Raw genomic sequence first — 24369 nt, forward strand, 5'->3', positions numbered from 1 at the left:
CTACTAATTTACCATTAACATTCAGTTTAATGAATCATTTTACTCTTTAACTGATTATTGGTTTATAGCTAATTTCTAGAATAAAATAGGTAACTTTTCCGCCTGGAGTCGTGACCACCACTTCATCCTCAACCTGCTTGCCAATTAACGCACGGGCAACGGGAGAATCGATGGAAATCCACTGCTTAGCAGGGTCAAATTCATCAGCACCCACAATACGGAAAATTCTGATATTTTCGTTATCATCTTCAAGCTTAACCCAAGCGCCAAAAAAAACACGCCCCTCTTGGCGAGGGTCAGGTTCAACAATTCTAAGCTGATCCAATCTTTTGGATAAAAAACGAATACGCCGGTCTATTTCCCGTAGACGTTTTTTACCATAAATATATTCTGCATTTTCGGAGCGATCGCCTTGCGCCGCAGCTTCAGAGACGGATTGAGTTACAAGAGGGCGCTCTTCTTTCCAAAGATATTTCAATTCTTTGTCTAAGGCATCCCACCCTTCACGGGTAATTAACAGGCTCTTATTCATCACATTAAAGGTATATAAATCGGATAATTATAATATTTTATAAAATATAATCTGCGACTTGCCTACCACTAGACAAAAATTCTGTCTGGCAATTCTCTCTACCAGCAAGTATAACTGTGCAGTCTATTTTTCACTGTTCTTTGAGTAGGTATTTAAACACGACATGAATGAAACTCTAAGCCAAATTATTGCGGCCGAACTGCAAGCCCAACCAAAACAGGTGTTTTCAGCCATTACATTATTGGATGAAGGTAATACTGTCCCATTTATCGCCCGCTACCGTAAAGAGGTCACGGGGGGATTGGATGATACTCAGCTACGTCAGCTAGAGAGCCGTTTAGGGTATTTGAGAGAGTTAAACGACCGTAAGCAAACCATTCTAAAATCTATTGATGAACAAGGTAAACTTACCCCAGAACTCGCTTCTGCCATCAATACCACGCTGAATAAAACCGAACTCGAAGATCTCTACCTTCCTTACAAGCCAAAACGCCGTACTCGTGGACAAATCGCAATCGAAGCTGGCTTAGAACCACTAGCTGATACGCTATGGCACGATCCAAGCCAGTCACCTGACGAACTTGCCCAGAACTATGTGGATGCTGAGAAAGGCGTGGCTGACACCAAAGCTGCTCTCGATGGTGCTCGTTATATTTTAATGGAGCGTTTCGCCGAAGATGCCATCCTATTAGCGAAAGTTAGGGATTATATTTGGAAGAATGCCCACATCGTTTCTGTTGTGGCTGATGGGAAACAAACCGAAGGTGTGAAGTTTAGTGACTATTTTGATCACCATGAGCCTGTTGCTCACGTCCCTTCACACCGCGCATTAGCGATGTTCCGAGGACGCAATGAAGGTGTCTTACAGCTGTCTCTTAACTGTGATCCCCAGTTTGAAGAGCCGCCAAAAGAGAGCTACTGCGAAGAAATTATTACTCGTCATCTTGATGTGCGTTTAAACAATGCACCCGCTGACCAATGGCGTAAAGCCGTCATCAGCTGGACTTGGCGAGTCAAAGTGCTTCTGCACTTAGAAACCGAAATCATGAGTACTCTGCGTGAGAAAGCAGAAGAAGAAGCAATTAACGTATTTGCTCGTAACCTCAGTGACTTACTGATGGCAGCTCCCGCAGGTATGCGCGCCACTATGGGTCTCGATCCAGGTTTACGTACTGGCGTCAAAGTTGCCGTGGTTGATGCAACAGGTAAAGTCATGGCAACTGACACCATTTACCCGCATACAGGTCAAGCCGCCAAAGCCGCCACTATCGTTGCAGCATTGTGCCAGAAATACCAAGTCGAACTCGTGGCAATTGGTAATGGCACCGCCTCACGAGAAACTGAGCGTTTCTTCGCTGAGGTGCAAAAACAATACCCAGAAGTCACTGCGCAAAAAGTTATTGTCAGTGAAGCTGGCGCATCCGTTTATTCTGCTTCTGAGCTAGCAGCATTAGAGTTTCCTGACTTAGACGTATCCTTACGAGGCGCGGTTTCTATCGCTCGTCGCTTGCAAGACCCATTGGCTGAACTCGTGAAAATCGATCCGAAATCTATCGGTGTGGGTCAGTATCAACATGACGTGAGCCAAACACAGTTAGCACGTAAATTAGATGCCGTGGTTGAAGATTGTGTAAACTCTGTCGGCGTAGACCTTAATACGGCATCCGTCGCGCTCCTCACTCGCGTGGCTGGCTTGAGTAAAATGATTGCCCAAAATGTCGTCGATTGGCGTGATGCGAATGGTCAATTCAATGACAGAAAACAGTTACTCAAAGTCGCTCGTTTAGGTCCTAAAGCCTTTGAACAGTGTGCAGGGTTCTTGCGTATCACCAATGGTGATAACCCTCTGGATGCATCAACTGTTCACCCTGAAGCCTACCCAATTGTCGAAAAAATCCTTGAAGTCGTTCGCCAACCATTGAAAGAGATCATGGGCAATTCCCAAGTATTAAATAGCCTAAGCCCTCGAGAATTTACGACTGAGCAATTTGGGGTTCCTACCGTTACTGACATTATTAAAGAACTCGAAAAACCAGGTCGCGATCCGCGCCCTGAGTTTAAAACAGCGACCTTTGCTGAAGGCGTTGAAACCATGAATGACCTAACACCGGGTATGATCCTAGAAGGCGCAGTGACTAATGTCACTAACTTCGGTGCATTCGTCGATATTGGTGTTCATCAGGATGGGCTAGTCCATATTTCATCCCTATCCAACAGCTATGTTGAAGATCCTCACAAGGTGGTTAAAACAGGGGATATAGTGAAAGTGAAAGTGCTGGATGTGGATATTGCACGTAAGCGCATTGCGCTCACTATGCGCTTAGATGAGCAAGCTGGTGACGGTAATAGCGCGCCTCGTAGCGCTGCACCTGCACAAGATAGAAATACCCGTAAAGCGCCAGCACCAAGAGGCAATGCTCGCGGCAACAGCTCAAACGCGGGTAACAGTGCGATGGGTGATGCACTGGCTGCGGCTTTTGGTAAAAAGCGTTAACCCCTTCATGCCCTTACTATTTAGGTAAGGGCATTTATCACAACCTATTCAGTCAATAACGGAATACTTCTTCCAAATCTATTCTATTTATTAACTAAAAATAAATTAATTAATTCAATTTATTATCTGTATTCCGTCTTATTTAATGATGTTAATTAACAACATTAACACCTTTTTTTATTTTAAAAAAACTGCCAACTAAATCCCTTTTTGATCCATATCATTTAATCTTGCGGGAAAAAGAGGCTAAATATAACAAATGGTAGATGATTATGATTCTCATTGTTAATTAGATTTAATTTTATCTTCCATACTATTTCTTTTAAAGACGCACAAATTTATAATAATAATTATCAATATTATTCTTAATAACACCATCTATGATTTAACAGTTAAATCATAGAATAAACAGTAATTGGAAGGTACCATGTCCATACTTCCCCAATGCAGTTATAAAATACTTGGCTTTTCACCAGAGATAAGTCCAGCCTATCGCCAAAAATTACTCTCCCTTGGTCTACTTCCAGGCTCAGTATTTAAAGTGGTACGTTTAGCGCCGTTTGGTGACCCCGTACAAATAGAAACTCACCGCGTCAGCTTGGTATTACGCAAAAAAGATTTGGCATTGATTAACTTAGATGAAGTGCATACAAATTAATTATTCTTTGCATTTATTCCAATAAAGATTTTCATTTTTCACGACTGGCATACAACACTATGAAACCATTAACTATCGGCCTTATTGGTAACCCTAACGCAGGTAAAACAACCTTGTTTAACCAGTTAACAGGATCACGCCAGCGTGTCGGTAACTGGGCTGGCGTTACCGTTGAGCGTAAAGTTGGACGTTTCCAAACGCCTGAACACAAGATTGAACTTGTTGATTTACCGGGTACTTACTCACTCACAACCATTTCAGAGCAAACTTCACTTGATGAACAAATCGCCTGCTACTTTATTTTAAGTGGTGAAGCCGACATGTTGATCAACGTTGTCGATGCCTCAAACCTCGAGCGTAACTTATACCTAACATTACAGCTGGTCGAGCTCGGCGTTCCCTGCATCGTTGCACTGAATATGCTGGATATCGCCGAAAGCCAACATATTGATATTGATGTTAAACAACTGGAAAAACAGCTGGGCTGCCCTGTTATCCCAATGGTTTCCACACGGGCTACGGGTCTCGAAAAACTCAAACAAGCTATTGATAGCCATCCACAAAATAGCCAACAAGCTCTCGTTCAATACCCGCCACAACTTTTACAAACCGTCGATACACTTTCTGAGCAAATCTCTGCTCAGCAATTTAGCCAACAACAGCGCCGTTGGTTAGCATTACAGATCTTGGAAGGCGATATTTATAGTCGTCAACGCGCTAACATCTCTGAGCAAGTGCTCGCTGAAACGCGCACCAAACTCAAAGAGACGTTACAAGAAGAACCAGAGTTATTAATTGCTGATGCGCGTTATCAATCTATCGCCACGATCTGTCATGCTGCGATTAATAACAGTGAAGCTGAACCGAATAAACTCACGCAGACCCTAGATAAATTTATCTTGAACCGCTGGCTGGGCGTACCTATCTTTTTATTTGTGATGTATCTGATGTTCGTCCTTGCTATCAATATTGGTGGTGCTTTGCAGCCGTTCTTTGAAGGGGCGTCAGAAGCTATTTTTATTCATGGTATCCAATGGATTGGTGCAACAGCAAACTTCCCAGAATGGTTGACTGTTTTCTTAGCTCAAGGCGTCGGTGGCGGTATCAACACCGTCCTGCCTCTCGTACCACAAATCGGTATGATGTACCTGTTTTTATCTATCTTAGAAGACTCCGGCTATATGGCTCGTGCGGCTTTTGTCATGGATAGATTAATGCAAGCCCTTGGTTTACCTGGCAAGTCTTTCGTTCCGCTGATTGTCGGATTCGGTTGTAACGTTCCTTCTATCATGGGTGCTAGAACGTTAGATGCACCTCGTGAACGCCTTATTACCGTCCTGATGGCGCCATTTATGTCCTGTGGTGCTCGCTTAGCCATCTTTGCTGTATTCGCAGCGGCTTTCTTTGGCAAAAATGGCGCGAGTGTCGTGTTCTCTCTGTACCTTCTTGGTATTGTCGTCGCAATCCTGACAGGCTTATTGCTCAAACACACCCTAATGCGTGGAGAAGCCTCACCCTTTGTGATGGAACTACCGGTCTACCACGTCCCTCATACCAAAACGTTACTCATCCAAACTTGGCAGCGTTTAAAGGGCTTTGTGGTTCGTGCAGGTAAGGTGATTGTCGTAGCAAGTATTTTTATCGGGGCACTTAACAGTTTCTCCTTATCTGGTAAGCCTGTTGATAATATTAATGACTCTGCGCTTGCTTCTGTCAGTAAAGTCATCACGCCAGTATTACAGCCAATCGGTGTACACAGTGACAACTGGCAGGCTACCGTTGGATTGATTACAGGTGCAATGGCAAAAGAAGTGGTCGTCGGTACATTAAATACGCTGTACACCGCGGAAGCGATCACCAGTGAGCCTTTTGATGCAGCATCTTTTGATCTACTCGATGAGTTAGAATCTGCTGTTGCAGATACTTGGGATAGCTTGAAAGAGACTTTCTCCATTAGTGCGCTCTCCAACCCTATCGAAGCAAGTATGGGGGATGCAGAAATGGCGACGGGCTCAATGGGCACCATGGCAGCGAAATTCGGTTCTGATATCGCGGCATACAGTTATCTGATTTTCGTGCTGCTATACGTACCTTGCGTGTCAGTGATGGGAGCTATCGCTCGAGAAACCAACAAAAGCTGGATGACTTTCTCGATTCTTTGGGGACTGAACGTTGCTTATAGCTTAGCTGCCTTGTTCTACCAAACCGCGACATTTAACGAGCATCCGCAAAGTAGTTTGATAACGATAAGTGCCGTTATCATATTTAATATTGGGTTGATTACGGTTCTACGTCGTGTGCGAAGTCGCGTTACCTTCAATATTAAATCAAAAACAGCACAGCAGTGTTCTGGTTGCTCTAACAATAGTTGTCACTAAGGAAAATACGATGGTCAGCTTGTTGCAAGTCCGAGATTTAATCGCTCTCTATGGGCAAGCTGACATCGCACTGCTCAGTTCTCAATTGAATGCACCTACCGCACTGGTCAATGCCATGGCGGAAAAACTGGTCAGTATGGGAAAAATTGAAAAAGTCGATATCAGTGCCTGTTTAACCGGGACCAGCTGTAAAGGATGCCCTGAGAGTAATGATTGCTCTCATTTTGTGTATAAAATTAAATAGCGTTATTTTTTAATACCTATTATATAAAGAATTCAGACCAAATTTAATATTTATCATAAAATTCCTATCTCTTATTAATTCTCATCTTTTTTTTAAAGTACTTTTAGTACTCGATATTTAAAATGGAGGTCACTAGGCAATAACCATTTGATATATATAGAGAGAATATATATGAGAACTCAATCTTTATTCACTTTTAGTAATCCATTTAAACCTAAACAAACCTCTGATATACCCACCTCTTCGACTATTAATAATCAATGTATTGAAGCAAATAGTTTAGCTAATAGCTTAACGAATATTTGTTTAATTAGAGAAGCTAACTTATTAAGTCGGAAGTCCCGCGCTTTACCATCATATGAAGAATTATACCCAAACCTATCTTATACATCAACAACTTACAATGATCCAGCCCATTTACCAACCTATAATGAAGCCACTAATGCCTTCCTATATAATGAATCACTTGACTCATTTAATGAGCTCTCAAATAGCGAGCCCTCTTTTTTAAAAAAAATTGCAGAAATAAATCAAAACTACCTATCAATTAAATACAACCAAAATTTTTTCAAAGTAAGCCTACCGGCTAAATTTTATGGAAAAGAAAATGCAATACAAGCAATTAATAAACATCGTATTGGCGAGGAGAAAAATAAATCCATAACAGAGAAAAAGGATCCTAAATTTCAAAAATATAATAAACAGATACATGATCTCGCCATTCAATATTTTAAATACTTGAGTGATCCTAATTATAAAAATACCATGGATGGTAAAAAGATTAATTCACATCCTGCATTACACTATTTATCAACAGAATTTGCAGGTAAATTACATTCAGCAAAAAAAATCAGTAAAACGATGACTAATCATCTGTTAAAAGCAGCCCATGAGACAATTATCAATAGAGACTATAAAAACTTAGCCATAATCATGAAAAATAATGGATTAGTGACTGACATGCCGCAACAGGATATTTATTTACCGCATATCAATTCAATCGATAACTTCAAAACCACCCTTAAACAACAAATTGACAATTATTCATCACCGATATTTCTACACTTTATGGTAGGACAAAGAGCTTATGCAGCTAGTGTTCAGCTTGATATCAACACCCAAAAAACAATATTTAAGATCATCAATCTCGATAACAGTATTTCGGAGTTTAATGATTTCAACTCATTTATTGGAATACTCGAGGAGACCATTAAGAGCAACAACCTCAAAAATAGCTTACCCATTGACCAAGTCATTTTTCAAAAATATTACAAAGAAAATAACTCCATAAGTTTACTCGACTCTTAATTTTATTTCTAAATATAAGCTACTCAATTGAGTGGCTTATATTCCTCCTCGAAAGAAGTTTCTCCTATTTATCATTCCCACAATATTTTTAAGACTCACTTTGCTCAACAATTCATCATAATGCCCCCTTACTTCACCTGAATATTCGCGCTAATCGTAAGGAGCATCTCTATGTTAATTTCCTCAATACCATTCCAACAAAATACATTAATACATGATACGAATAGTCAAAAAGTTATAAAAAATTATTATTCTAATAATCAGAAGCTTATTGAGTCTGCAACCCATTCACTCTCGAGAGGATTAACCAGCGTTTTTTTAATCAATGAAGTCAAGAATGCAGGGGCTACCTTTATGAATTTACTAATGAAAGCCCAGACTCTCTCTCATGTAACCCAGCAAGCAAATGCTCAGTTATCACAAGATGAATATACTGATAATAAAATTTTATTAAGAAGGTTTTCCGTGAATGCCTTACTGAAGTGCTTCAATTCCAAGATTTTTATACTCCGCTAAAGTTTTATAAACAGTATGCTGAATTGAGTAGTGACATTGACTTACAAGGAAGTAAAAATGTGCTCAAAAAAATCTCTGAACACCAGCAACAAGAAGAGAAAAATCCTCGTATCAGAACACATAACACTTATCATTTTAAGCATTACAATCAACAAGTTCATGAACTAGCAAAACATTACTACCAAGGGATTAGTGATGGCATATATAAATACACAAATGAAAGTGATAAATTCCGCAACGATAATGAATTTAAAGCCTTAGAAAATGATTTTACTGATCATACCAAACTTAAAGCACTCGTCGAGCAGCCAACTAACGAGCTAGTAAACCGCTTTCTTACCGCTGCGCACGCTGAAAAGTGTAACCAAGAATTGGGTAATTTTGATCATTTATTAGGGATGCAAGGTTTAATTCCGAATCCTACTGAAAATAGCACCCATTTACCTCAGCAAAAAACACTCCCTCAGCTGAAAGCTGATTTGCAGCAATATAGTACTCCCGCAGAAGCATCCTCTACTTATTTACAGTTGCTATTTTCAGATGACACATTAGCCGTCAGCATTCAGCCGAATTCTTCAGGTTCACGCATGAGTTATAAGATTTTCGATCCCAATAAAAACCTTCAGCAATTCGATGACTTCGCTGGATTCATGCAAGAATTAGCCACTAAAATTGCACAATATAACCATAAAAATAACCAGCCCAGTGGCTTGGTCTATGTGAAAAAATTTCACCCGCAAGTCAATGATGACACCTTAGTGGGGTCTTATCTATCTGTGTAAATTACACTGTCTTTTTCATCCAGAAAACAATTACATAAGTGATTTATTACTTATCTAATTGTGTGAAAAACTCGATTAAGTATTCTGAAAATTCATCAGGATGAGAAACAAATGGTGCATGAGCACAATGGCGCATCACAATGGATGATGAATGGGGATAAAGCGCATCTAATTTAGAGACAATTTTACGCGGAACTAAACCGTCTAAATAACCGTAAATACGCAGGAAAGGAACGGTTAAATGAGTCAGCTCTTCACGTAAATCCTCGGTACGCAAAGATTCTAATCCCATATTTAATACTTCAACCGTTGGCATCGGTAACGCTAGCACAACCGATTTAAGCGTACGAGCATCTTCGCGGGCGCTTTCTGTCCCTAATGTCTGTAGTGCTAAAAAACGCTCAACAGTACGTTGAAAATTCTCAGAAAGCATCTTCTCAAAATTAAGTAATACCTCAGGCTTAATACCCTGCCATTCCTCATGAGCCCCAAAACAAGGTGATGACGCCACGGTAATTAGCGCTTTTACTTCATCAGAGTGATCAAGCGCAATACGACTTGCCACTAATCCGCCCAAAGACCACCCTAGCCAAATTGCATTTTTAGGCGCTTGCTCCCATAAAATATCTGCCATTGACTGAACTGACATTGGCGAAAAATCTCGACTACGACCATAACCAGGCAAATCAACTAAATGGATGCGAAATTGCGAAGCGACTCGCGGAATAATGGTTTGCCAAACCTCTGCGTTCAATCCCCATCCGTGCAGTAACACAATATCTTGTTTTCCTTCACCAACCGTCTGCCAATATAGCGTCGCCATGATTACACTCTCTTTCCTGTCAATTTCATTATCATTTTTCATCTAGGATCTGCCTATGCTAGCAATGGAAGGGGTCTGTTGGCTATGCCAGCAGGAATTAAAAGTTCCTCGGCAAGGAATATGCAGTTTTTGTACGAAAAACTTACCGCCAATGCCACGAGTTTGCCCACAATGTGCTCTCACCAGTGAATATATTGACGCTTCTTGTGGACGCTGTTTGCTTCAACCGCCACCTTGGCAAAAGCTGATCACCGTCTCACCGTATCGCGCCCCATTACGCCAGCTTATCCATCAATACAAATTCCACCGTCAGCCTCAACTCGCTGTAGCACTGACCCGCCTATTCCTCATCCACTGGTTAAATGGGTATCGCCAACAAAAATGGAAAAAACCAGATAGGTTGATAACCATTCCCCCCCATCCACGGCGCTGCTGGCGTAGAGGGTTTGACCACATGGCACTAATGGGTAGTAATTTAGCCACATGGTTAAATATTGCCTATTCGCAAAATTCATTGCGCCGCTCTCGTGATACACTGGCGCAAGTTTCATTAACACGTAAACAGCGCCGCAATAATCTTAAAAAAGCGTTTGCCCTTGAAACTTCGGTTTCAGGTCTACACATAGCTATTATTGATGATGTGATTACAACTGGCGCCACCATGCATGCTGCTGCTCAATTGTTGATTTGTGCGGGAGCGCATACTGTTGACGCGTGGTCACTCTGTCGCACCTTGTAGGAAGGGTGTAAATGGGCGTATTATAACCAACTAAAGCAGTCAACTATTATTGAGCAAGAGATTATGATTAATATTACTGAAGCAGCACAGACTCACTTCGCCAAGTTATTGGAAAGCCAAGAGTCAGGAACCCAAATTCGAGTATTTGTCATTAACCCAGGTACACCAACCGCAGAGTGTGGTGTTTCTTATTGCCCTCCAGGTGCCGTAGAAGCAACTGATAAAGAGCTGAAGTTTGAAAAGCTCTCTGCTTATGTTGATGAAATTAGTGCACCGTTCCTAGAAGATGCAGAGATTGATTTCGTTACTGATCAACTAGGTTCGCAATTAACCTTAAAAGCACCTAACGCAAAAATGCGTAAAGTGTCTGATGATGCACCACTCATTGAACGTGTTGAATACGTTTTACAGTCACAGATTAACCCACAGTTAGCCAGCCATGGTGGTCGTGTATCATTAATGGAAATCACCGAAGAAGGTTTTGCTATCCTACAATTCGGTGGCGGCTGTAACGGTTGTTCTATGGTTGACGTAACACTGAAAGAAGGTATTGAAAAAGAGCTGCTGAAAATGTTCGAAGGTGAATTAAAAGGTGTTAAAGACCTGACTGAGCACCAACGCGGCGAGCACTCTTTCTACTAAGACTTTCGACTTATTTTCAGGGCATCCACGGTATATCCGTGGGTGCTTTTTCATGATATTCCCCCTAATTTTCCGGTATTTTATGGACCATTTTGAGACACTAACACCTGAACAAGCTTACCAACACTGGTTAGATGGCACCGCCATTCTTGTCGATGTTCGCGATCCCCAAAGTTTTCGTGCTGGTCATGCAACAGGTGCTTACCACTTAACCAACGAATCGCTTCACCCATTCTTAGAAAAAACAGATTACGAACAGACCATTATGGTAATGTGCTACCACGGTCACAGCAGCCAAGGCGCTGCACAATATTTAATTAATCTCGGTTTTGAATCTGTATACAGTATTAATGGCGGATTTGAAGCATGGTCACGGGAATACCCCCAAGCCATTACGGCGCTCTAAACGAGACAACGTATTTATGATCCACATTATCTCTTTTGAAAATCCACGGATGGCTCAAGCGTTTGTTGACTATATGGCAGGACAAAATATCCAACTACAAGTCCATCCTTCCAACGACCAACAACATTATGAATTATGGCTCAACGACGAGCAGCATACTGAACAGGTACGCCAAGAACTCGAAGCCTTTTTACGCAATCCAAATGATCCTCGTTATCTTGAAGCAAGCTGGCAAACGGGGCGTACTGATGCTCAATTTCAGTATCGAAACTACCTGACATTTGGCTATTTAAAACAGCAATCGGGTCCTTTAACCATTGCCGTTATTTTGCTCTCTATAGCCGTTTATTTGTGGGTCGCCCTGACAGATCCCCGTGAAGTTCTATACTATTTAGGTTGGCCTATTGGCGATCAGCAAAGTGAACTATGGCGCTGGATCAGCCCCGCTTTTGTTCATTTTTCTATTTCGCATATTGGTTTCAACCTTGCGCTCTGGTGGTTTCTTGCTGGGCAAGTTGAGAAAAAAATGGGAACAGGAAAACTGTTCACTATTTTATTAGTCTCCGCATTATTCAGTAACTGGGGTCAATCCCTCTTCAGTGAGAATAACTTTGGTGGTTTATCGGGTGTCGTTTATGCGCTGGTTAGCTATGTTTGGGTGACTGGCGAACGCCGCCCAGAAATCGGTATCGGCATCCCTCGTGGGCTCATGATATTCTCGATTATCTGGCTATTCTTCGGTTACTTTGACCTCTTAGGTATGGACATTGCTAATGCCGCACATACTTCAGGGTTAATTATCGGATTATTGATGGGAATATGGGATAATAGGCTTAGTTTTAAACACCAAGGTTCCAAATAGAACATTTTATAATTAGAGGCTAATGCTGTGAAACAAACCCAGAGACATGATGCAATTGTTGAGCTTGTGCGTCTTCAGGGATATGTCAGTACTGAAGAACTTGTCGAGCAGTTTGAGGTTAGCCCTCAAACTATCCGCCGAGACCTCAATGAGCTTGCTGAACAGAATAAGATCCTACGACACCATGGTGGTGCAGCCTTGCCTTCAAGTTCCGTCAATACCGCCTATAATGACCGCAAAACGATGTGGTCTGAAGAAAAAGCGCGTATTGCCCAGCGCGTGGCAAGCCAAATTCCTGACGGCGCCACCTTGTTTATTGATATCGGTACCACCCCTGAAGCCGTCGCCCACGCATTGGTTAACCATAAAAACCTACGCGTCGTCACGAATAACCTAAACGTGGCAACCTTACTGATGGCAAAAGAGGACTTTCGTTTGATCTTAGCAGGGGGAGAAGTGCGCTCCCGTGATGGCGGTATTGTCGGCGAAGCAACCCTCGATTTTATCTCTCAGTTCAGACTGGACTACGGTATTCTAGGGATCAGCGGGATTGATATGGACGGCTCACTGCTGGAGTTTGATTATCATGAAGTGCGCACCAAACGCGCAATTATTGAAAACTCCCGTCATGTTATGTTGGTCACCGATCATTCTAAGTTTGGTCGTAATGCGATGGTAAATTTAGGTAACATGAACTTAATCAATACGTTATTTACCACTCAATCTCCTCCAGCTAGCATTCTGAAAGTTATCGAACAACATAACGTTCAATTAGAACTCTGCTAAAGCACGATTTGTGACTTCCAATGATGGTAGCCAGCCTGCCATCATCTCTTCTTTTTTCCTTTCTTTTCATCCTCTTGTCATCACCTTGTCATATTACCAACTTATTAAACAGATTAAATTTATACACAAAATGTTATTAGCATCACGCGGTTGTTATTTTTATGGATTACAGGTTGGCATACGTACAAAATTTGATTACAATCAAATGAGCGAAAACGAACATTATAGAAAATGGTTCGAACATCTCAGGGGGATGCATGGAAACGAAAGACTTGATTGTAATTGGCGGCGGAATCAACGGCGCTGGTATTGCGGCAGATGCCGCGGGGCGTGGATTATCTGTACTGCTGCTTGAATCTCAAGACTTAGCGAGTGCAACTTCATCTGCAAGTTCGAAACTGATCCACGGTGGATTACGTTACCTCGAACATTATGAGTTTAGACTCGTTAGTGAAGCGCTTGCTGAGCGTGAAGTCTTGTTACGACTGGCGCCACACATCGCATTCCCAATGCGCTTCCGTCTACCTCACCAACCACATTTACGCCCAGCTTGGATGATCCGTATTGGTCTGTTCCTATATGATCATTTAGGCAAACGCGTTAGCTTACCAAGTAGCAAAAGTTTAAAGTTCAACCAAAATTCTGTGCTTAAACCAGAATTAACCAAAGGTTTCGAATACTCAGATTGCTGGGTTGATGATGCGCGTTTGGTGGTATTGAACGCTCAAGAAGTGGTACGTAAAAACGGTGAAGTTCGCACTCGCACCAAAGTGACCCGCGCATATCGCGAAAATGGTCTATGGATTGTTGAAGCGCAAGACTTACGTACTGGCGAAACGCATACTTGGAAAGCCAAAGGACTGGTCAACGCAACGGGTCCTTGGGTAAAAGAGTTCTTCGATGACGGCTTAAAACTGAAATCCCCTTATGGTATTCGTCTGATCAAAGGCAGCCATATTGTGGTTCCACGCGCCCACGATGAACCGCAAGCGTACATTTTACAAAACGAAGATAACCGAATTGTCTTCGTGATCCCTTGGATGGATGAGTTCTCCATTATCGGTACCACCGATGTTGAGTACAAAGGGGATCCAAAAGATGTAAAAATTGACGAAAACGAAGTCAATTATCTGCTGAAAGTGTATAACGACCACTTCAAAAAACAGCTGACCAAACAAGATATTGTGTGGGATTACTCCGGTGTTCGCCCTCTGTGTGATGACGAATCAGATTCTCCACAAGCAATCACTCGTGACTACACTTTAGATATTCACGATGAAGATGGTAAAGCCCCATTACTGTCAGTATTTGGTGGTAAATTAACCACTTATCGTAAACTGGCTGAAGCCGCTGTGGGTAAATTAGCGACATATTATCCACATGCGACAGGTCCTTGGACCAAAAATGGTCAATTACCCGGTGGTGACATCGAAGGTTGTGACCGTGATGGTTATGCACGCGTATTAACTCAACATTACCCTTGGCTTCCGGAAGGTCTAGCACTGCGTTACGCAAGAACATACGGCAGCAACAGTAAGCTGATTTTAGCAGGCGCAAACTCACTGTCAGATTTAGGCGAAGCTTTCGGTGCAAACGTCTATGAAGCTGAATTACGTTACTTAGTCGAAAATGAGTGGGTTGTAGAATTAGACGATGCGATTTGGCGTCGTACCAAATTGGGCATGTGGCTGAACGACGCTGAAAAACAGCGCATTGCACAATGGCTGGCAGAGCACACTAAAGTGGCTGTGACCGCATAATCTCGCAAGAGATACGCAGTAAGATAGAATCGTAAAAAACTCGTTGTTGTACCAAAAGCGCCTATCTGTGCCCACAGACTGGCGCTTTTACCTTCTGCTCTCCTGCAACTTATTCGCCTTGCTTCCGTCTCATAATTCTGTTTATAATTCATTCGCAATTTTGCCCCTTTCTAAAGTGAGTCTTTCCCACAATGAACTAAGTCCTGCCAGAAAATATCTACGATGCCTTATTGAAGGTCATTATTTTTCTGTTCTTGGCAGACACAAGTTCTCATTTTTTCCTTTGCGAAAGATAACATTCCGTTGTCTGCCCTCTCTATTTGGAGGTCTCTATGACAATGCCCAACGCAACACTCGCTTGTCACTTTTCGCAATTAACCATTGAATTTCACCAGTCGGCTCTCTTTCCACCGCTAACCAGTAGCTTGTTTCGTCAAAAAAATGCGCTAATCGGTCCCAATGGTCGGGGAAAATCTGTGTTGATGCGGTTACTTGCCTCACAGTTAACACCAACTCATGGAAAAATTGATTGGCATATGCCAATTATCCATGTGGATCAACTCAACCGCTTAACAGGCGATACCATTGCTCAATCGCTCGGAATTGATGCACTTTGGCAAGCCTTTTCGCGCATTGAACAGGGAAATGGCACAGCCATGGATTTTGATCTGACGGAAGATAACTGGCACCTTCCTACCACATGGAAAATGTTATTAGAATCTGCGCAGTTAATGACATCCATGGATACCCCTATCGAGCAACTAAGCGGCGGAGAAAGGACACGGTTGGCTCTGTGCCGTGCCTTTTTACATCCTGACCACTTCCTTCTATTGGATGAACCTGATAACCATCTAGACCAAGAAGGACGTCGATGGCTAAGCGATAAACTTGACCAACATAAAGCGGGCTGCTTAGTCATCAGTCATAACCGTCAGTTGCTCGAAGAGATGGACGCTATGTTTGAACTGACCGATAAAGGTTTAGTGGGATACGGTGGAAATTACACACTCTATGACGCACAAAAAACTTTTGCTATCAATGCCATCGAGGCAGAAGGTGAACAACTGGATAAACAAATCCGCCAAGAGAAAAAGCAACAACAAGCGACGTTACAAAAAGCGGCACAGCGGCGAAAACAGGGCGAAAATATCCGCTATGGTGGCTCACAATCACTATTATTACTCGATATGCAAAAAAATCGCGCAGAGAAAAGACAATCCAACGTCGCAGAGCGCCATCAGCGGGTATTAGGAGAATTGCAACATCAGCGGCAGCAAAATCAAGACAAAGTGACTCATATTCAACCTCAGAAAATGGTGCTCAATTACCAAAGTGAAAGTAGAAAAATACGTATTTTTATTTCTCAACTAAAGCTCCCTTATGGGCATACTTCGCCTCTCTCTTTTACCGCATACAGCGGCGAGCATTGGCATATCCAAGGGCGTAACGGCTCAGGAAAATCAACGTTATTGAAAGTGTTAGCCGCTAAACAGCAGGCTCTATCGGGGGAGTATCGTATTAGTGGTGCCACCTGCTATTTAGACCAGCATTTGAATCTTTTGAATAAATTCTTACCCGTTGCCGAAGCGCTTTATCAGTATCAACCCGCAATTTCCATCGAACAGTGGCGCACACAGTTAGGTATGTTACGTATTCGTGGGGATAAATCTTTGCAGCCATTGAATCAATTAAGTGGCGGAGAGCAACTCAAAGCAACGATTCTTGCCCTCACTCATAGCCCTCATCCGCCCGCGGTTTTACTACTGGATGAGCCAGACAATCACTTAGATTTAGATTCAAAACAACTATTAGAAGCGTTATTGCGGGATTATCAAGGGACATTATTACTGGTTTCCCATGATGACGCTTTCGTGGAGCAGTGCAATATTACCCATTGCCTACAACTCGATCATTAACGGTACGGGCTGTTTTCCACAGCCCAACGCTTAGCGTATGAAGGTATTTTTAACGCGGACTGACACCAAGAAATAGGGGATCCAAATCAAGCAATAGAAACTACCATTAAAGAGGCTCGTAATGTAGCTAAAGTCAATTTCAAGACCGAACGCAACCGGAAAAACAATCCGCGTGATGCCTAGAACGACCACATACAATATCATCGTAATGATAAATAACCACTTCGCCATCAATTTCCGTTTAAAGGCGGCGAACAATGAACCCATCATAAGCGCGATAATCACCACAAAACTGAGCTGTACGGTATAAAATGTTGAAGCAAACCCAGCCATATAAAAATCGGATGTTGGAGTGGTTGCCAATGACCAAGCGCCCTGAACTTGAATAACATCATTCACCATTATCTTGATCAGATTACCCAGCATATACAACTGACCAAGCAGAGGTAAAATCAGCCAACCCCCTATCCCTTGGCGATCTTTTTTATGTTCATTTTGCGCCTGTGCTGGCACTTGAGGCACCAATACTGGCTGGGTCGATGATGCATTCACATCCATAGTGACAACCTTTTTATTCTTTAAGTTCTTTGAGTTTTTCTTCAAGAAATTCTTTCAGTACCATGGCCTGATTATGTTGCGTATCTTTGGCGCTATATAACAGTGTGATATTGCCTTGTTGCGCTTTCTCTAGCAGATTATGCCATTCATCATTTTGCCGAAGCTCTTGCTGATATTGCGTTACAAACTGCGCAAACTGATCAGTATGTTGATGAAACCATTTGCGCAATTCATTGGAAGGCGCGACGGTTTTATCCCATTCATCACACTGTAAATCAACTTTTTTAATGCCGCGGGGCCACAGCCTATCCACTAAGATGCGATAACCGTCTTGGGGGCTACAAGGATCATAAACTCGTTTACAGTAAATCATCAGCATGCTCCATTTATTTGCAGTTCACTCACTAATTAACAAACGTATTGCGAACGCGCACAGAAACAAAGAAGTAAGGTACCCAGACTAAACAACCAAATACGCCTCTTAGGACTTCCCGTATATCAGAACTGTCCATTTCGAGATCTAAAAATTGATTGGCGAGTACTAAATCAGCAATAATCACTGCCAATGAAAAAATTTGGAAAAAGGCATACACCTTAATAATCAATTTTTTCTTCGTAAAAAAGAGATAACAAAGATACAGCACAGTGCCATAAATAATGGCATTACCAACGACTTCAAAGTACATCAATTCTTTAAATAACGGCACAAAGTTAGCAGACTCAGGTAACGTTAATTCACTCCAGTATTCAATCACATCTAGATTATGATTCCAGAGGATAAAGGGCATAAACAGTGCCGAAAAAATCACCCCAATAAACGGGAGGATCAGCCACCCACCTATCCCTTTTAGTTCAGGTTCAGGTTCAGATTTAGGCTTTGGCGTCGATACCTCATTATGATCATCTGCTTGCATCTTCACATCCTTGATTTAATTTTTGCAGTTAATCTGCCTGAGCAATAATTTGCTGAATTTTTATGGGCAGGCTAAATTAGCTCATGATTATCTGAATCGCTATTTTGCTAAGCTAACATACTATAACGGTTAAAAATGTAGCGACTGACGTTTTTTGTCAAAATTTAACCAAAAATGGGCATAAATCAGAAGAAGACGACTATGGTTCCAGCGCAACCCGTGACTATTTCACTGCCACCTTATTACCGTATTGATGATTTTTTTGCCTTTCATTTACGGGATCCGCAAAATATTGCCGAGATTGTTGAAAAAAACACCTTACGCAAAGGAATTATTTGGCAGGGACACGCGGCGCAAATTCGCCTGTCTATTGACGATAAGCAAGCCACATTACAGCTTGATGTCGATAGCGCAGAAACGCCTCCCACCCCAAACGAACTGCATCATTTAGCCATTCACCTACTGGGATTGAATCAACCCATTGAACAGTTTGAAGAGCAATACCTTACCCATCCAATACTTGGCAAGCTGATAGCGCCACAACGGGGCGTACGCGTGTATCAATCAGCGACTACGTTTGAAGCCTTAGTCTGGGCGATTATCGGTCAACAAATCAGCGTCCTTGCTGCGATTGCGATTCGCCGACGTTTTATTCAAGCTGTGGGTCAACAACATTCATCGGGTATTTGGTGCTTTCCTACCGCTGAATCCGTCATGAATGTTGACGATGAAATGTTACGACAATCTGGATTTTCTCTTGGCAAAATCATCGCATTACGTGGTCTGTGTGACGCCATTCAAGCAGGAAAACTAGATTTAGAGAGTGCCGTCACACCAGATAACGTCAATGACGTGACGGCACAGTTACTGGCAATTAAAGGTATTGGACCTTGGACTGTGTGCTATGGGCTACTTCGCGGATTTAATTATCTTGATGGCTCACTGCATGGTGATGTTGCCGTGCGCCGCAATTTACAAACATTGTTAACTCAAGATACACAACCTTCAGCAAAAGAGACCCAAGAATGGTTAACTCAATTTACCCCATGGCGAGCACTCGTCGCCGCACATCTTTGGCGTAGCCAATCTGCTGCGGGTTATTAAACAAAAACCCCAATCCGGCACTCCGGATTGGGGTTCTGAGATAAAGCGATTCAATTAGCTCACAACAATGATTAACGTAACCAGTTAGTTTTCACTAATTGCACAACTTCATCACCACGCCCACTCATGATCGCCTTCAGCATATACAGACTAAAGCCTTTAGCTTCTTGCGCTTCAATTTCTGGCGGCATAGACAGTTCTTGCTTCGCGGTCAATACATCCACGACTACCGGACCGTCATGGGCGAAAGCCTCTTTTAATGCGCTATCCAAATCTTCACTTTTCTCAACACGAATACCTTTAATACCTGCTGCATTAGCAATCGCAGCAAAGTTTGGATTCTGTAAATCGGTGCCTGCCGTCATAAAGCCAGCCACTTTCATCTCCATCGCAACAAAGCCCAAGACTCCGTTGTTATGAATAATAATTTTCACTGGCAATTTCATTTGTGATAGTGAAATAAAATCCCCCATCAGCATACTGAAACCACCATCACCACACATCGCAACAACTTGGCGATTTTTATCAACCGCTTGCGCACCTATTGCTTGTGGCATCGCGTTTGCCATCGAACCGTGGTTAAACGAACCAATCAAGCGACGTTTACCGTTCATCTTCAGGTAACGAGCAGCCCACACGGTTGGCGTTCCTACATCACACGTAAAGATAGCATCATCGTTTGCCAGCTCACTTAGCTTCGTTGCTAAGTATTGCGGGTGGATTAGCCCTTCATGACCAGGTTTTGCTAAATCATCTAACCCTTTACGTGCTTCCGCATAATGTTTCAACGCGCCATCTAAATGCTTACGATTCTGTTTTGCCGTCAAATGTGGCAGTAATGCGGTTAATGTTGCTTTAATGTCTCCGATTAACCCCATATCAATATGGCAATGGGAGCCCAAACTTCCTGCATTTAGGTCAATTTGAATGATTTTTGCATCAGTTGGGTAAAATGGGCGGTATGGAAATTGGGTACCCAGCAGCACAACCGTATCTGCATTCATCATCGCGTGATAACCCGATGAGAATCCAATTAAACCAGTCATTCCCACGCTGTTTGGGTTGTCCCACTCAATGTGCTCTTTTCCACGTAAGGCGTGCACCACAGGTGCATTTAATGTTTCAGCCAGTTTCACGACTTCATCATGAGCGCCCGCACAGCCATTACCGCAGAATAAGGTAATATTTTCAGATTGATTCAGTGCTTCTGCGAGTTTTTCAATTTCAGAGCGCTGAGGCATGATCAAAGGAGCTTGTGGCTGATACCACTCTTCTTTTGCCGATTCTGGTGCATCTTTCAGGGCGATATCCCCCGGAATAACAACAACGGAAACGCCTTTATTCAGGATCGCTTTACGCATTGCAATACCCAGAACTTGTTGAATTTGTTCAGGGTTAGTCACCATTTCACAATAATGGCTGCATTCACGGAACAGCTCAGTTGGGTGAGTTTCTTGGAAATAATTACTGCCAATTTCACTAGAAGGAATATGAGCCGCAATCGCTAAAACTGGTACACGGTTACGATGACAATCATACAATCCATTGATTAAATGCATATTTCCTGGTCCACAAGAACCTGCGCATACCGCTAAGTTACCCGTTAGCTGCGCTTCTGCACCCGCTGCGAATGCCGCCACTTCTTCATGACGGGTCCCTAACCACTCAATTGCCCCTTGTTTACGCAAGCTATCCGTTAAACCGTTTAATGAGTCCCCCGTCACTCCCCAGATGCGCTTAACACCTGCGTTATCCAGTACTTTCGCAATATATGATGCAATACTCTGTTTTTTCATAATGGCACTCTTTTTAAGTCGGATTAAATTCAGTTTATTCTTGTTAACCACGACATATTTAACAAGCGATGCTGCTCTTAAAATACTTCCCGTAATATTCTTTCGATTCTAACTAAATCAATTCACCATTCCTACCGATGCGATGCATTCAAAAACAGAACAAGATATTCCTCCGCGAATATCGAAAGAAGAATGAGATAACAGGACAAATTTAAGGTCGTAAAAAGAGGGTTAGTTTCAGTTATGAACACCCCACCAAAATCCCATTTATTTTGCGCGCATCGAAAATCATAAATCCCTTTATATTTTCCAAAGAACGATTCCGAATTGATAACCTGCACCTAGCGTCCAAAATAAGACAATATCTTCATCACGGAGTAAATTCTTTTTTTGGTGGCAATAATAAGCAATGAATGGACTGGTTGCCCCCGTATAACCATATTCATCCGCAATATACTCTATTTTTTCATTAGGAATATTTAATGTTTCTGCCAATTTTTCAATATTGCTTTTCATTACCTGAGAAAAGAAAAAACAACTTATATCATCAATAGTTAATCCATTATTTTTTAATAATTTGTCAATATGATGAATAACATGAGGTAAACACTCTTTTGTTGTAAATTTACCCCAGTAAATTTTCTCATCTTGCATATTTTGGCTTTGTGAAAAACCATTCTTAGGAAAGCGGGTCTCCCGGCAAAAATTCGAATCCGTATAATAAAAGCTATCCATCAAACCAGAGTTTGTCCCGTTTTGTACTTTTTCTAATGTCATCGCAACTGCTGCATCTCCAAAGAGAATCGATGGAAATAGCTCATTTTGATTACACAGATTTGAAAGATGGTCCGAGGCAACAATAAGGGCTTTTTTAGCTGTTTTTTTCATCTTTAGCATGATTGCCGCCTGCTCTAACGCCATTAGCATTCCGAGGCAATTACCGTTAATATCAATACATACACACTCATTTTTTAAGGCTAAATGATGATGTAAATAGAGGGCATTAAGTGGTGACAAATATTCCATCGTCGTTGAGGCAAATATCAAAATATCGATATCTTTATCACTCATAGGGGCTAATGCATTAATTGACATGGTCAGCACATTTTCATCAGGCTGGCTCGTGATATATCGCTGCCTCTGCCCAAAATCATTCAATAATTCCGGTAAATTTTTTACATTTGGATACTTATCAAAATAATATTGGTTATTCCTAATATTTTCAGGATGGTAGATATGAATAGATGAAATTTTTATTGCCTCATTCATTGCATTTCCCTTATCTGTATTAGTTTACCCCATGGTATAACCCACCGATTAATAAAAAACAATCAACACAAACCACCGCATTTTACATTTTGTCGATATTATTGTATTATTGAACGATATTTGACTGTCTAAAGGTGATATTTTTGCTTTATTTTAAAAACACAATAACTCAATATTTCCCTATCAATACACTTCGTTATAAAAATTTGATCTAGCTTACTCAACAAGCTTATTAATCAATAAATTTCCATTCAATTAGTTTAGATACTGCATTTAATTATCCATGCTAATTTTTATTATTTGCAGACTGTCCGAGCAAATCGGATCGGGAAACCCACATCTTACAATTCAAATAAGAGGATGGTTCCATGAAGATCAGAAAGAAAAAAGAAAAACCATTAAATATCAACGATATTACGATCATTGATGACGGGAAATTGAAAAAAGCAATCACAGCGGCTTCGCTGGGTAATGCGATGGAATGGTTCGACTTCGGTGTGTACGGCTTCTTAGCCTATGTACTGGGTCAAGTCTTCTTTCCGGACGCATCACCGAGCGTTCAGATGATTGCGGCATTAGCCACCTTTTCCGTACCTTTCTTAGTTAGACCCCTTGGTGGCGTTGTTTTCGGTATTCTCGGGGATAAATACGGTCGACAAAAAGTATTGTCCATGACCATTATTATTATGGCAATCAGTACCTTCTGTATCGGTCTGATCCCCTCATATGAGAAAATTGGTATCTGGGCGCCTATCTTATTACTGCTCGCTAAACTGGCTCAAGGTTTCTCCGTTGGGGGTGAATATTCGGGTGCAGCCATCTTTGTTGCTGAATACTCCCCTGACCGCAAACGTGGCTTTATGGGCAGCTGGTTAGACTTCGGTTCCATTGCTGGTTTTGTGATGGGTGCGGGTGTCGTGGTGTTAATTTCAAGCCTTGTTGGTGAAGCTAACTTCCACGATTGGGGTTGGAGAATCCCATTCTTCTTAGCGTTACCACTGGGTATTATCGGTCTCTATTTACGTCATTCATTGGAAGAAACCCCTGCGTTCCAACAGCACATTGAAAGTTTAGAACAGCAAGACAAGGCCAATATCCAAAATCCACCGAAAGTTTCTTTCCGTGAGGTAGCGTCTAAGTATTGGAAAAGTTTGATGATTTGTGTCGGTTTAGTGATCGCCACCAACGTGACGTACTATATGCTGCTCACCTATATGCCAAGCTACTTGTCCCATAACCTGAATTACTCAACCGATCACGGCGTGTTGATTATTATTGCGATTATGATTGGTATGTTATTTGTTCAGCCAATCATTGGATTAACCAGCGATAAAATCGGTCGTCGACCTTTTGTTATCATCGGTAGCGTAGGGCTGATTGTATTCGCTTATCCCGCATTTATGCTGATTAACAGCGGCTCCGTTGGCTTAATCTTTGTGGGTTTATTAGTGCTTGCTGTATTACTCAACTGTTTTACTGGGGTGATGGCTTCGATTTTACCGGCAATTTTCCCTACTCATATTCGTTATAGTGCATTGGCCATCGCCTTTAATATTTCGGTCTTAATCGCAGGTGCAACACCGACTGCCGCCGCATGGCTAGTTGAAGCGACTAATGACTTGTATATGCCAGCCTATTATCTGATAGTGATCGCATTAATTGGTCTATATACCGGTATTAGAATGCCAGAAACCGCGAATAAACCATTACGTGGTGCCACACCTGCCGCTTCAGACAGAGCGGAAGCCAAAGAAATTTTAAGCGAGCATTTTGACAATATCGAACAGAAAGTTGAAGATATCGAACAACAAATTGCCGAGCTGGAAAAACAGCGTCAATCGTTAATCAACCAGCACCCAAAATTAGATTAATCCTTAAAAAA

At 41.9% G+C, this 24369-nt stretch carries 23 protein-coding genes; 16 read left to right on the forward strand and 7 right to left on the reverse strand.

The window, feature by feature from the left end; genetic code table 11:
- Positions 1–46: 46 nt before the first annotated feature.
- Positions 47–532, reverse strand: a complete 486-nt coding sequence (gene greB / locus PSF16_RS01840; RefSeq protein WP_006663098.1) for a transcription elongation factor GreB — start codon at positions 530–532, stop codon at positions 47–49.
- Positions 533–695: 163 nt separating this feature from the next.
- Here greB and PSF16_RS01845 point away from each other — a divergent pair, with 163 nt between their 5' ends.
- The 7 genes from PSF16_RS01845 to PSF16_RS01875 all read left to right on the forward strand — a co-directional run bounded on the left by PSF16_RS01845 (position 696) and on the right by PSF16_RS01875 (position 8912).
- Entirely contained in the window at positions 696–3026 is a 2331-nt protein-coding gene (locus PSF16_RS01845) for a Tex family protein (RefSeq protein WP_006663099.1), read from the forward strand.
- Positions 3027–3453: 427 nt separating this feature from the next.
- Positions 3454–3684, forward strand: a complete 231-nt coding sequence (gene feoA / locus PSF16_RS01850; RefSeq protein ID WP_006663100.1) for a ferrous iron transporter A — start codon at positions 3454–3456, stop codon at positions 3682–3684.
- A gap of 59 nt (positions 3685–3743) precedes the next feature.
- A complete protein-coding gene (gene feoB, locus PSF16_RS01855) occupies positions 3744–6062 on the forward strand; it encodes a Fe(2+) transporter permease subunit FeoB (protein WP_036959623.1) in 2319 nt (772 codons plus the stop codon).
- A gap of 10 nt (positions 6063–6072) precedes the next feature.
- Complete coding sequence (locus PSF16_RS01860) at positions 6073–6306, forward strand: FeoC-like transcriptional regulator (protein WP_006659659.1); 234 nt, start codon at positions 6073–6075, stop codon at positions 6304–6306.
- A 171-nt stretch (positions 6307–6477) separates the two neighbouring features.
- On the forward strand, positions 6478–7614 hold the full coding sequence (locus tag PSF16_RS01865; protein WP_272688676.1) for a hypothetical protein: 1137 nt from the start codon (positions 6478–6480) through the stop codon (positions 7612–7614).
- 171 nt (positions 7615–7785) lie between these two features.
- Positions 7786–8130: a hypothetical protein gene (locus PSF16_RS01870; protein WP_272688677.1), complete on the forward strand. Its 345-nt coding sequence runs from the start codon at positions 7786–7788 to the stop codon at positions 8128–8130.
- Positions 8131–8189: 59 nt separating this feature from the next.
- On the forward strand, positions 8190–8912 hold the full coding sequence (locus PSF16_RS01875; RefSeq protein ID WP_272688678.1) for a hypothetical protein: 723 nt from the start codon (positions 8190–8192) through the stop codon (positions 8910–8912).
- A 46-nt stretch (positions 8913–8958) separates the two neighbouring features.
- Here PSF16_RS01875 and bioH read toward each other — a convergent pair whose 3' ends face one another.
- Positions 8959–9735 carry a pimeloyl-ACP methyl ester esterase BioH gene (gene bioH / locus PSF16_RS01880; RefSeq protein ID WP_006663104.1) on the reverse strand — a complete coding sequence of 259 codons (777 nt, stop codon included), beginning with the start codon at positions 9733–9735 and terminating at the stop codon, positions 8959–8961.
- Between the two features lie 55 nt (positions 9736–9790).
- On the opposite strand from bioH, the gene PSF16_RS01885 reads away from it, so the two are divergent.
- The 7 genes from PSF16_RS01885 (at position 9791) to PSF16_RS01915 (ending at position 16846) form a co-directional block, all read left to right on the forward strand.
- Positions 9791–10474 carry a phosphoribosyltransferase family protein gene (locus PSF16_RS01885; RefSeq protein WP_006659663.1) on the forward strand — a complete coding sequence of 228 codons (684 nt, stop codon included), beginning with the start codon at positions 9791–9793 and terminating at the stop codon, positions 10472–10474.
- A gap of 63 nt (positions 10475–10537) precedes the next feature.
- Positions 10538–11116: a Fe-S biogenesis protein NfuA gene (gene nfuA, locus PSF16_RS01890; RefSeq protein ID WP_006659664.1), complete on the forward strand. Its 579-nt coding sequence runs from the start codon at positions 10538–10540 to the stop codon at positions 11114–11116.
- 82 nt (positions 11117–11198) lie between these two features.
- Positions 11199–11522 carry a thiosulfate sulfurtransferase GlpE gene (gene glpE / locus PSF16_RS01895; protein WP_006663106.1) on the forward strand — a complete coding sequence of 108 codons (324 nt, stop codon included), beginning with the start codon at positions 11199–11201 and terminating at the stop codon, positions 11520–11522.
- A gap of 16 nt (positions 11523–11538) precedes the next feature.
- Positions 11539–12384 (forward strand): rhomboid family intramembrane serine protease GlpG, encoded by an 846-nt coding sequence (gene glpG / locus PSF16_RS01900; protein ID WP_154630960.1) that lies wholly within the window; start codon positions 11539–11541, stop codon positions 12382–12384.
- 27 nt (positions 12385–12411) lie between these two features.
- Positions 12412–13170: a DeoR/GlpR family transcriptional regulator gene (locus PSF16_RS01905; RefSeq protein ID WP_006659667.1), complete on the forward strand. Its 759-nt coding sequence runs from the start codon at positions 12412–12414 to the stop codon at positions 13168–13170.
- 257 nt (positions 13171–13427) lie between these two features.
- A complete protein-coding gene (glpD, locus tag PSF16_RS01910) occupies positions 13428–14930 on the forward strand; it encodes a glycerol-3-phosphate dehydrogenase (RefSeq protein ID WP_036959615.1) in 1503 nt (500 codons plus the stop codon).
- Between the two features lie 332 nt (positions 14931–15262).
- On the forward strand, positions 15263–16846 hold the full coding sequence (locus PSF16_RS01915) for an ATP-binding cassette domain-containing protein (RefSeq protein WP_272688679.1): 1584 nt from the start codon (positions 15263–15265) through the stop codon (positions 16844–16846).
- Positions 16847–16876: 30 nt separating this feature from the next.
- On the opposite strand, the gene PSF16_RS01920 is transcribed toward PSF16_RS01915, so the two are convergent.
- The 3 genes from PSF16_RS01920 to PSF16_RS01930 are packed head-to-tail and all read right to left on the reverse strand — an operon-like array spanning position 16877 to position 18318.
- Positions 16877–17404, reverse strand: a complete 528-nt coding sequence (locus tag PSF16_RS01920; RefSeq protein ID WP_036974162.1) for a DUF2569 family protein — start codon at positions 17402–17404, stop codon at positions 16877–16879.
- A gap of 13 nt (positions 17405–17417) precedes the next feature.
- The gene (locus PSF16_RS01925) at positions 17418–17777 is read right to left on the reverse strand and encodes a DUF488 domain-containing protein (protein ID WP_006663110.1); all 360 of its coding nucleotides are present in this window, start codon (positions 17775–17777) and stop codon (positions 17418–17420) included.
- Between the two features lie 31 nt (positions 17778–17808).
- Positions 17809–18318 (reverse strand): DUF2569 domain-containing protein, encoded by a 510-nt coding sequence (locus PSF16_RS01930; RefSeq protein ID WP_036974164.1) that lies wholly within the window; start codon positions 18316–18318, stop codon positions 17809–17811.
- 201 nt (positions 18319–18519) lie between these two features.
- Here PSF16_RS01930 and PSF16_RS01935 point away from each other — a divergent pair, with 201 nt between their 5' ends.
- The gene (locus PSF16_RS01935; protein WP_272688680.1) at positions 18520–19422 is read left to right on the forward strand and encodes a DNA-3-methyladenine glycosylase family protein; all 903 of its coding nucleotides are present in this window, start codon (positions 18520–18522) and stop codon (positions 19420–19422) included.
- A 71-nt stretch (positions 19423–19493) separates the two neighbouring features.
- Here the strand turns inward: PSF16_RS01935 and poxB are convergent, their stop codons facing one another.
- Both poxB and PSF16_RS01945 read right to left on the reverse strand, forming a co-directional pair.
- A complete protein-coding gene (gene poxB / locus PSF16_RS01940) occupies positions 19494–21218 on the reverse strand; it encodes a ubiquinone-dependent pyruvate dehydrogenase (protein ID WP_272688681.1) in 1725 nt (574 codons plus the stop codon).
- Positions 21219–21518: 300 nt separating this feature from the next.
- A complete protein-coding gene (locus PSF16_RS01945) occupies positions 21519–22487 on the reverse strand; it encodes a 3-oxoacyl-ACP synthase III family protein (protein ID WP_154635979.1) in 969 nt (322 codons plus the stop codon).
- Between the two features lie 368 nt (positions 22488–22855).
- Here PSF16_RS01945 and proP point away from each other — a divergent pair, with 368 nt between their 5' ends.
- Positions 22856–24358: a glycine betaine/L-proline transporter ProP gene (gene proP, locus PSF16_RS01950; protein ID WP_006659676.1), complete on the forward strand. Its 1503-nt coding sequence runs from the start codon at positions 22856–22858 to the stop codon at positions 24356–24358.
- The last annotated feature ends 11 nt before the right edge of the window (positions 24359–24369 follow it).

The organism is Providencia sp. PROV033 (assembly GCF_028484855.1).
Lineage (GTDB): Bacteria > Pseudomonadota > Gammaproteobacteria > Enterobacterales > Enterobacteriaceae > Providencia > Providencia alcalifaciens.

Excerpts from the sequence above, each read along its gene's own strand:
- greB (WP_006663098.1), bottom strand. The coding sequence starts at position 532 with ATGAATAAGAGCCTGTTAATTACCCGTGAAGGGTGGGATGCCTTAGAC.
- PSF16_RS01845 (WP_006663099.1), top strand. The coding sequence starts at position 696 with ATGAATGAAACTCTAAGCCAAATTATTGCGGCCGAACTGCAAGCCCAA.
- feoA (WP_006663100.1), top strand. The coding sequence starts at position 3,454 with ATGTCCATACTTCCCCAATGCAGTTATAAAATACTTGGCTTTTCACCA.
- feoB (WP_036959623.1), top strand. The coding sequence starts at position 3,744 with ATGAAACCATTAACTATCGGCCTTATTGGTAACCCTAACGCAGGTAAA.
- PSF16_RS01860 (WP_006659659.1), top strand. The coding sequence starts at position 6,073 with ATGGTCAGCTTGTTGCAAGTCCGAGATTTAATCGCTCTCTATGGGCAA.
- PSF16_RS01865 (WP_272688676.1), top strand. The coding sequence starts at position 6,478 with ATGAGAACTCAATCTTTATTCACTTTTAGTAATCCATTTAAACCTAAA.
- PSF16_RS01870 (WP_272688677.1), top strand. The coding sequence starts at position 7,786 with ATGTTAATTTCCTCAATACCATTCCAACAAAATACATTAATACATGAT.
- bioH (WP_006663104.1), bottom strand. The coding sequence starts at position 9,735 with ATGGCGACGCTATATTGGCAGACGGTTGGTGAAGGAAAACAAGATATT.
- PSF16_RS01885 (WP_006659663.1), top strand. The coding sequence starts at position 9,791 with ATGCTAGCAATGGAAGGGGTCTGTTGGCTATGCCAGCAGGAATTAAAA.
- nfuA (WP_006659664.1), top strand. The coding sequence starts at position 10,538 with ATGATTAATATTACTGAAGCAGCACAGACTCACTTCGCCAAGTTATTG.
- glpE (WP_006663106.1), top strand. The coding sequence starts at position 11,199 with ATGGACCATTTTGAGACACTAACACCTGAACAAGCTTACCAACACTGG.
- glpG (WP_154630960.1), top strand. The coding sequence starts at position 11,539 with ATGATCCACATTATCTCTTTTGAAAATCCACGGATGGCTCAAGCGTTT.
- glpD (WP_036959615.1), top strand. The coding sequence starts at position 13,428 with ATGGAAACGAAAGACTTGATTGTAATTGGCGGCGGAATCAACGGCGCT.
- PSF16_RS01915 (WP_272688679.1), top strand. The coding sequence starts at position 15,263 with ATGACAATGCCCAACGCAACACTCGCTTGTCACTTTTCGCAATTAACC.
- PSF16_RS01920 (WP_036974162.1), bottom strand. The coding sequence starts at position 17,404 with ATGGATGTGAATGCATCATCGACCCAGCCAGTATTGGTGCCTCAAGTG.
- PSF16_RS01925 (WP_006663110.1), bottom strand. The coding sequence starts at position 17,777 with ATGATTTACTGTAAACGAGTTTATGATCCTTGTAGCCCCCAAGACGGT.
- PSF16_RS01930 (WP_036974164.1), bottom strand. The coding sequence starts at position 18,318 with ATGCAAGCAGATGATCATAATGAGGTATCGACGCCAAAGCCTAAATCT.
- PSF16_RS01935 (WP_272688680.1), top strand. The coding sequence starts at position 18,520 with ATGGTTCCAGCGCAACCCGTGACTATTTCACTGCCACCTTATTACCGT.
- poxB (WP_272688681.1), bottom strand. The coding sequence starts at position 21,218 with ATGAAAAAACAGAGTATTGCATCATATATTGCGAAAGTACTGGATAAC.
- PSF16_RS01945 (WP_154635979.1), bottom strand. The coding sequence starts at position 22,487 with ATGAATGAGGCAATAAAAATTTCATCTATTCATATCTACCATCCTGAA.
- proP (WP_006659676.1), top strand. The coding sequence starts at position 22,856 with ATGAAGATCAGAAAGAAAAAAGAAAAACCATTAAATATCAACGATATT.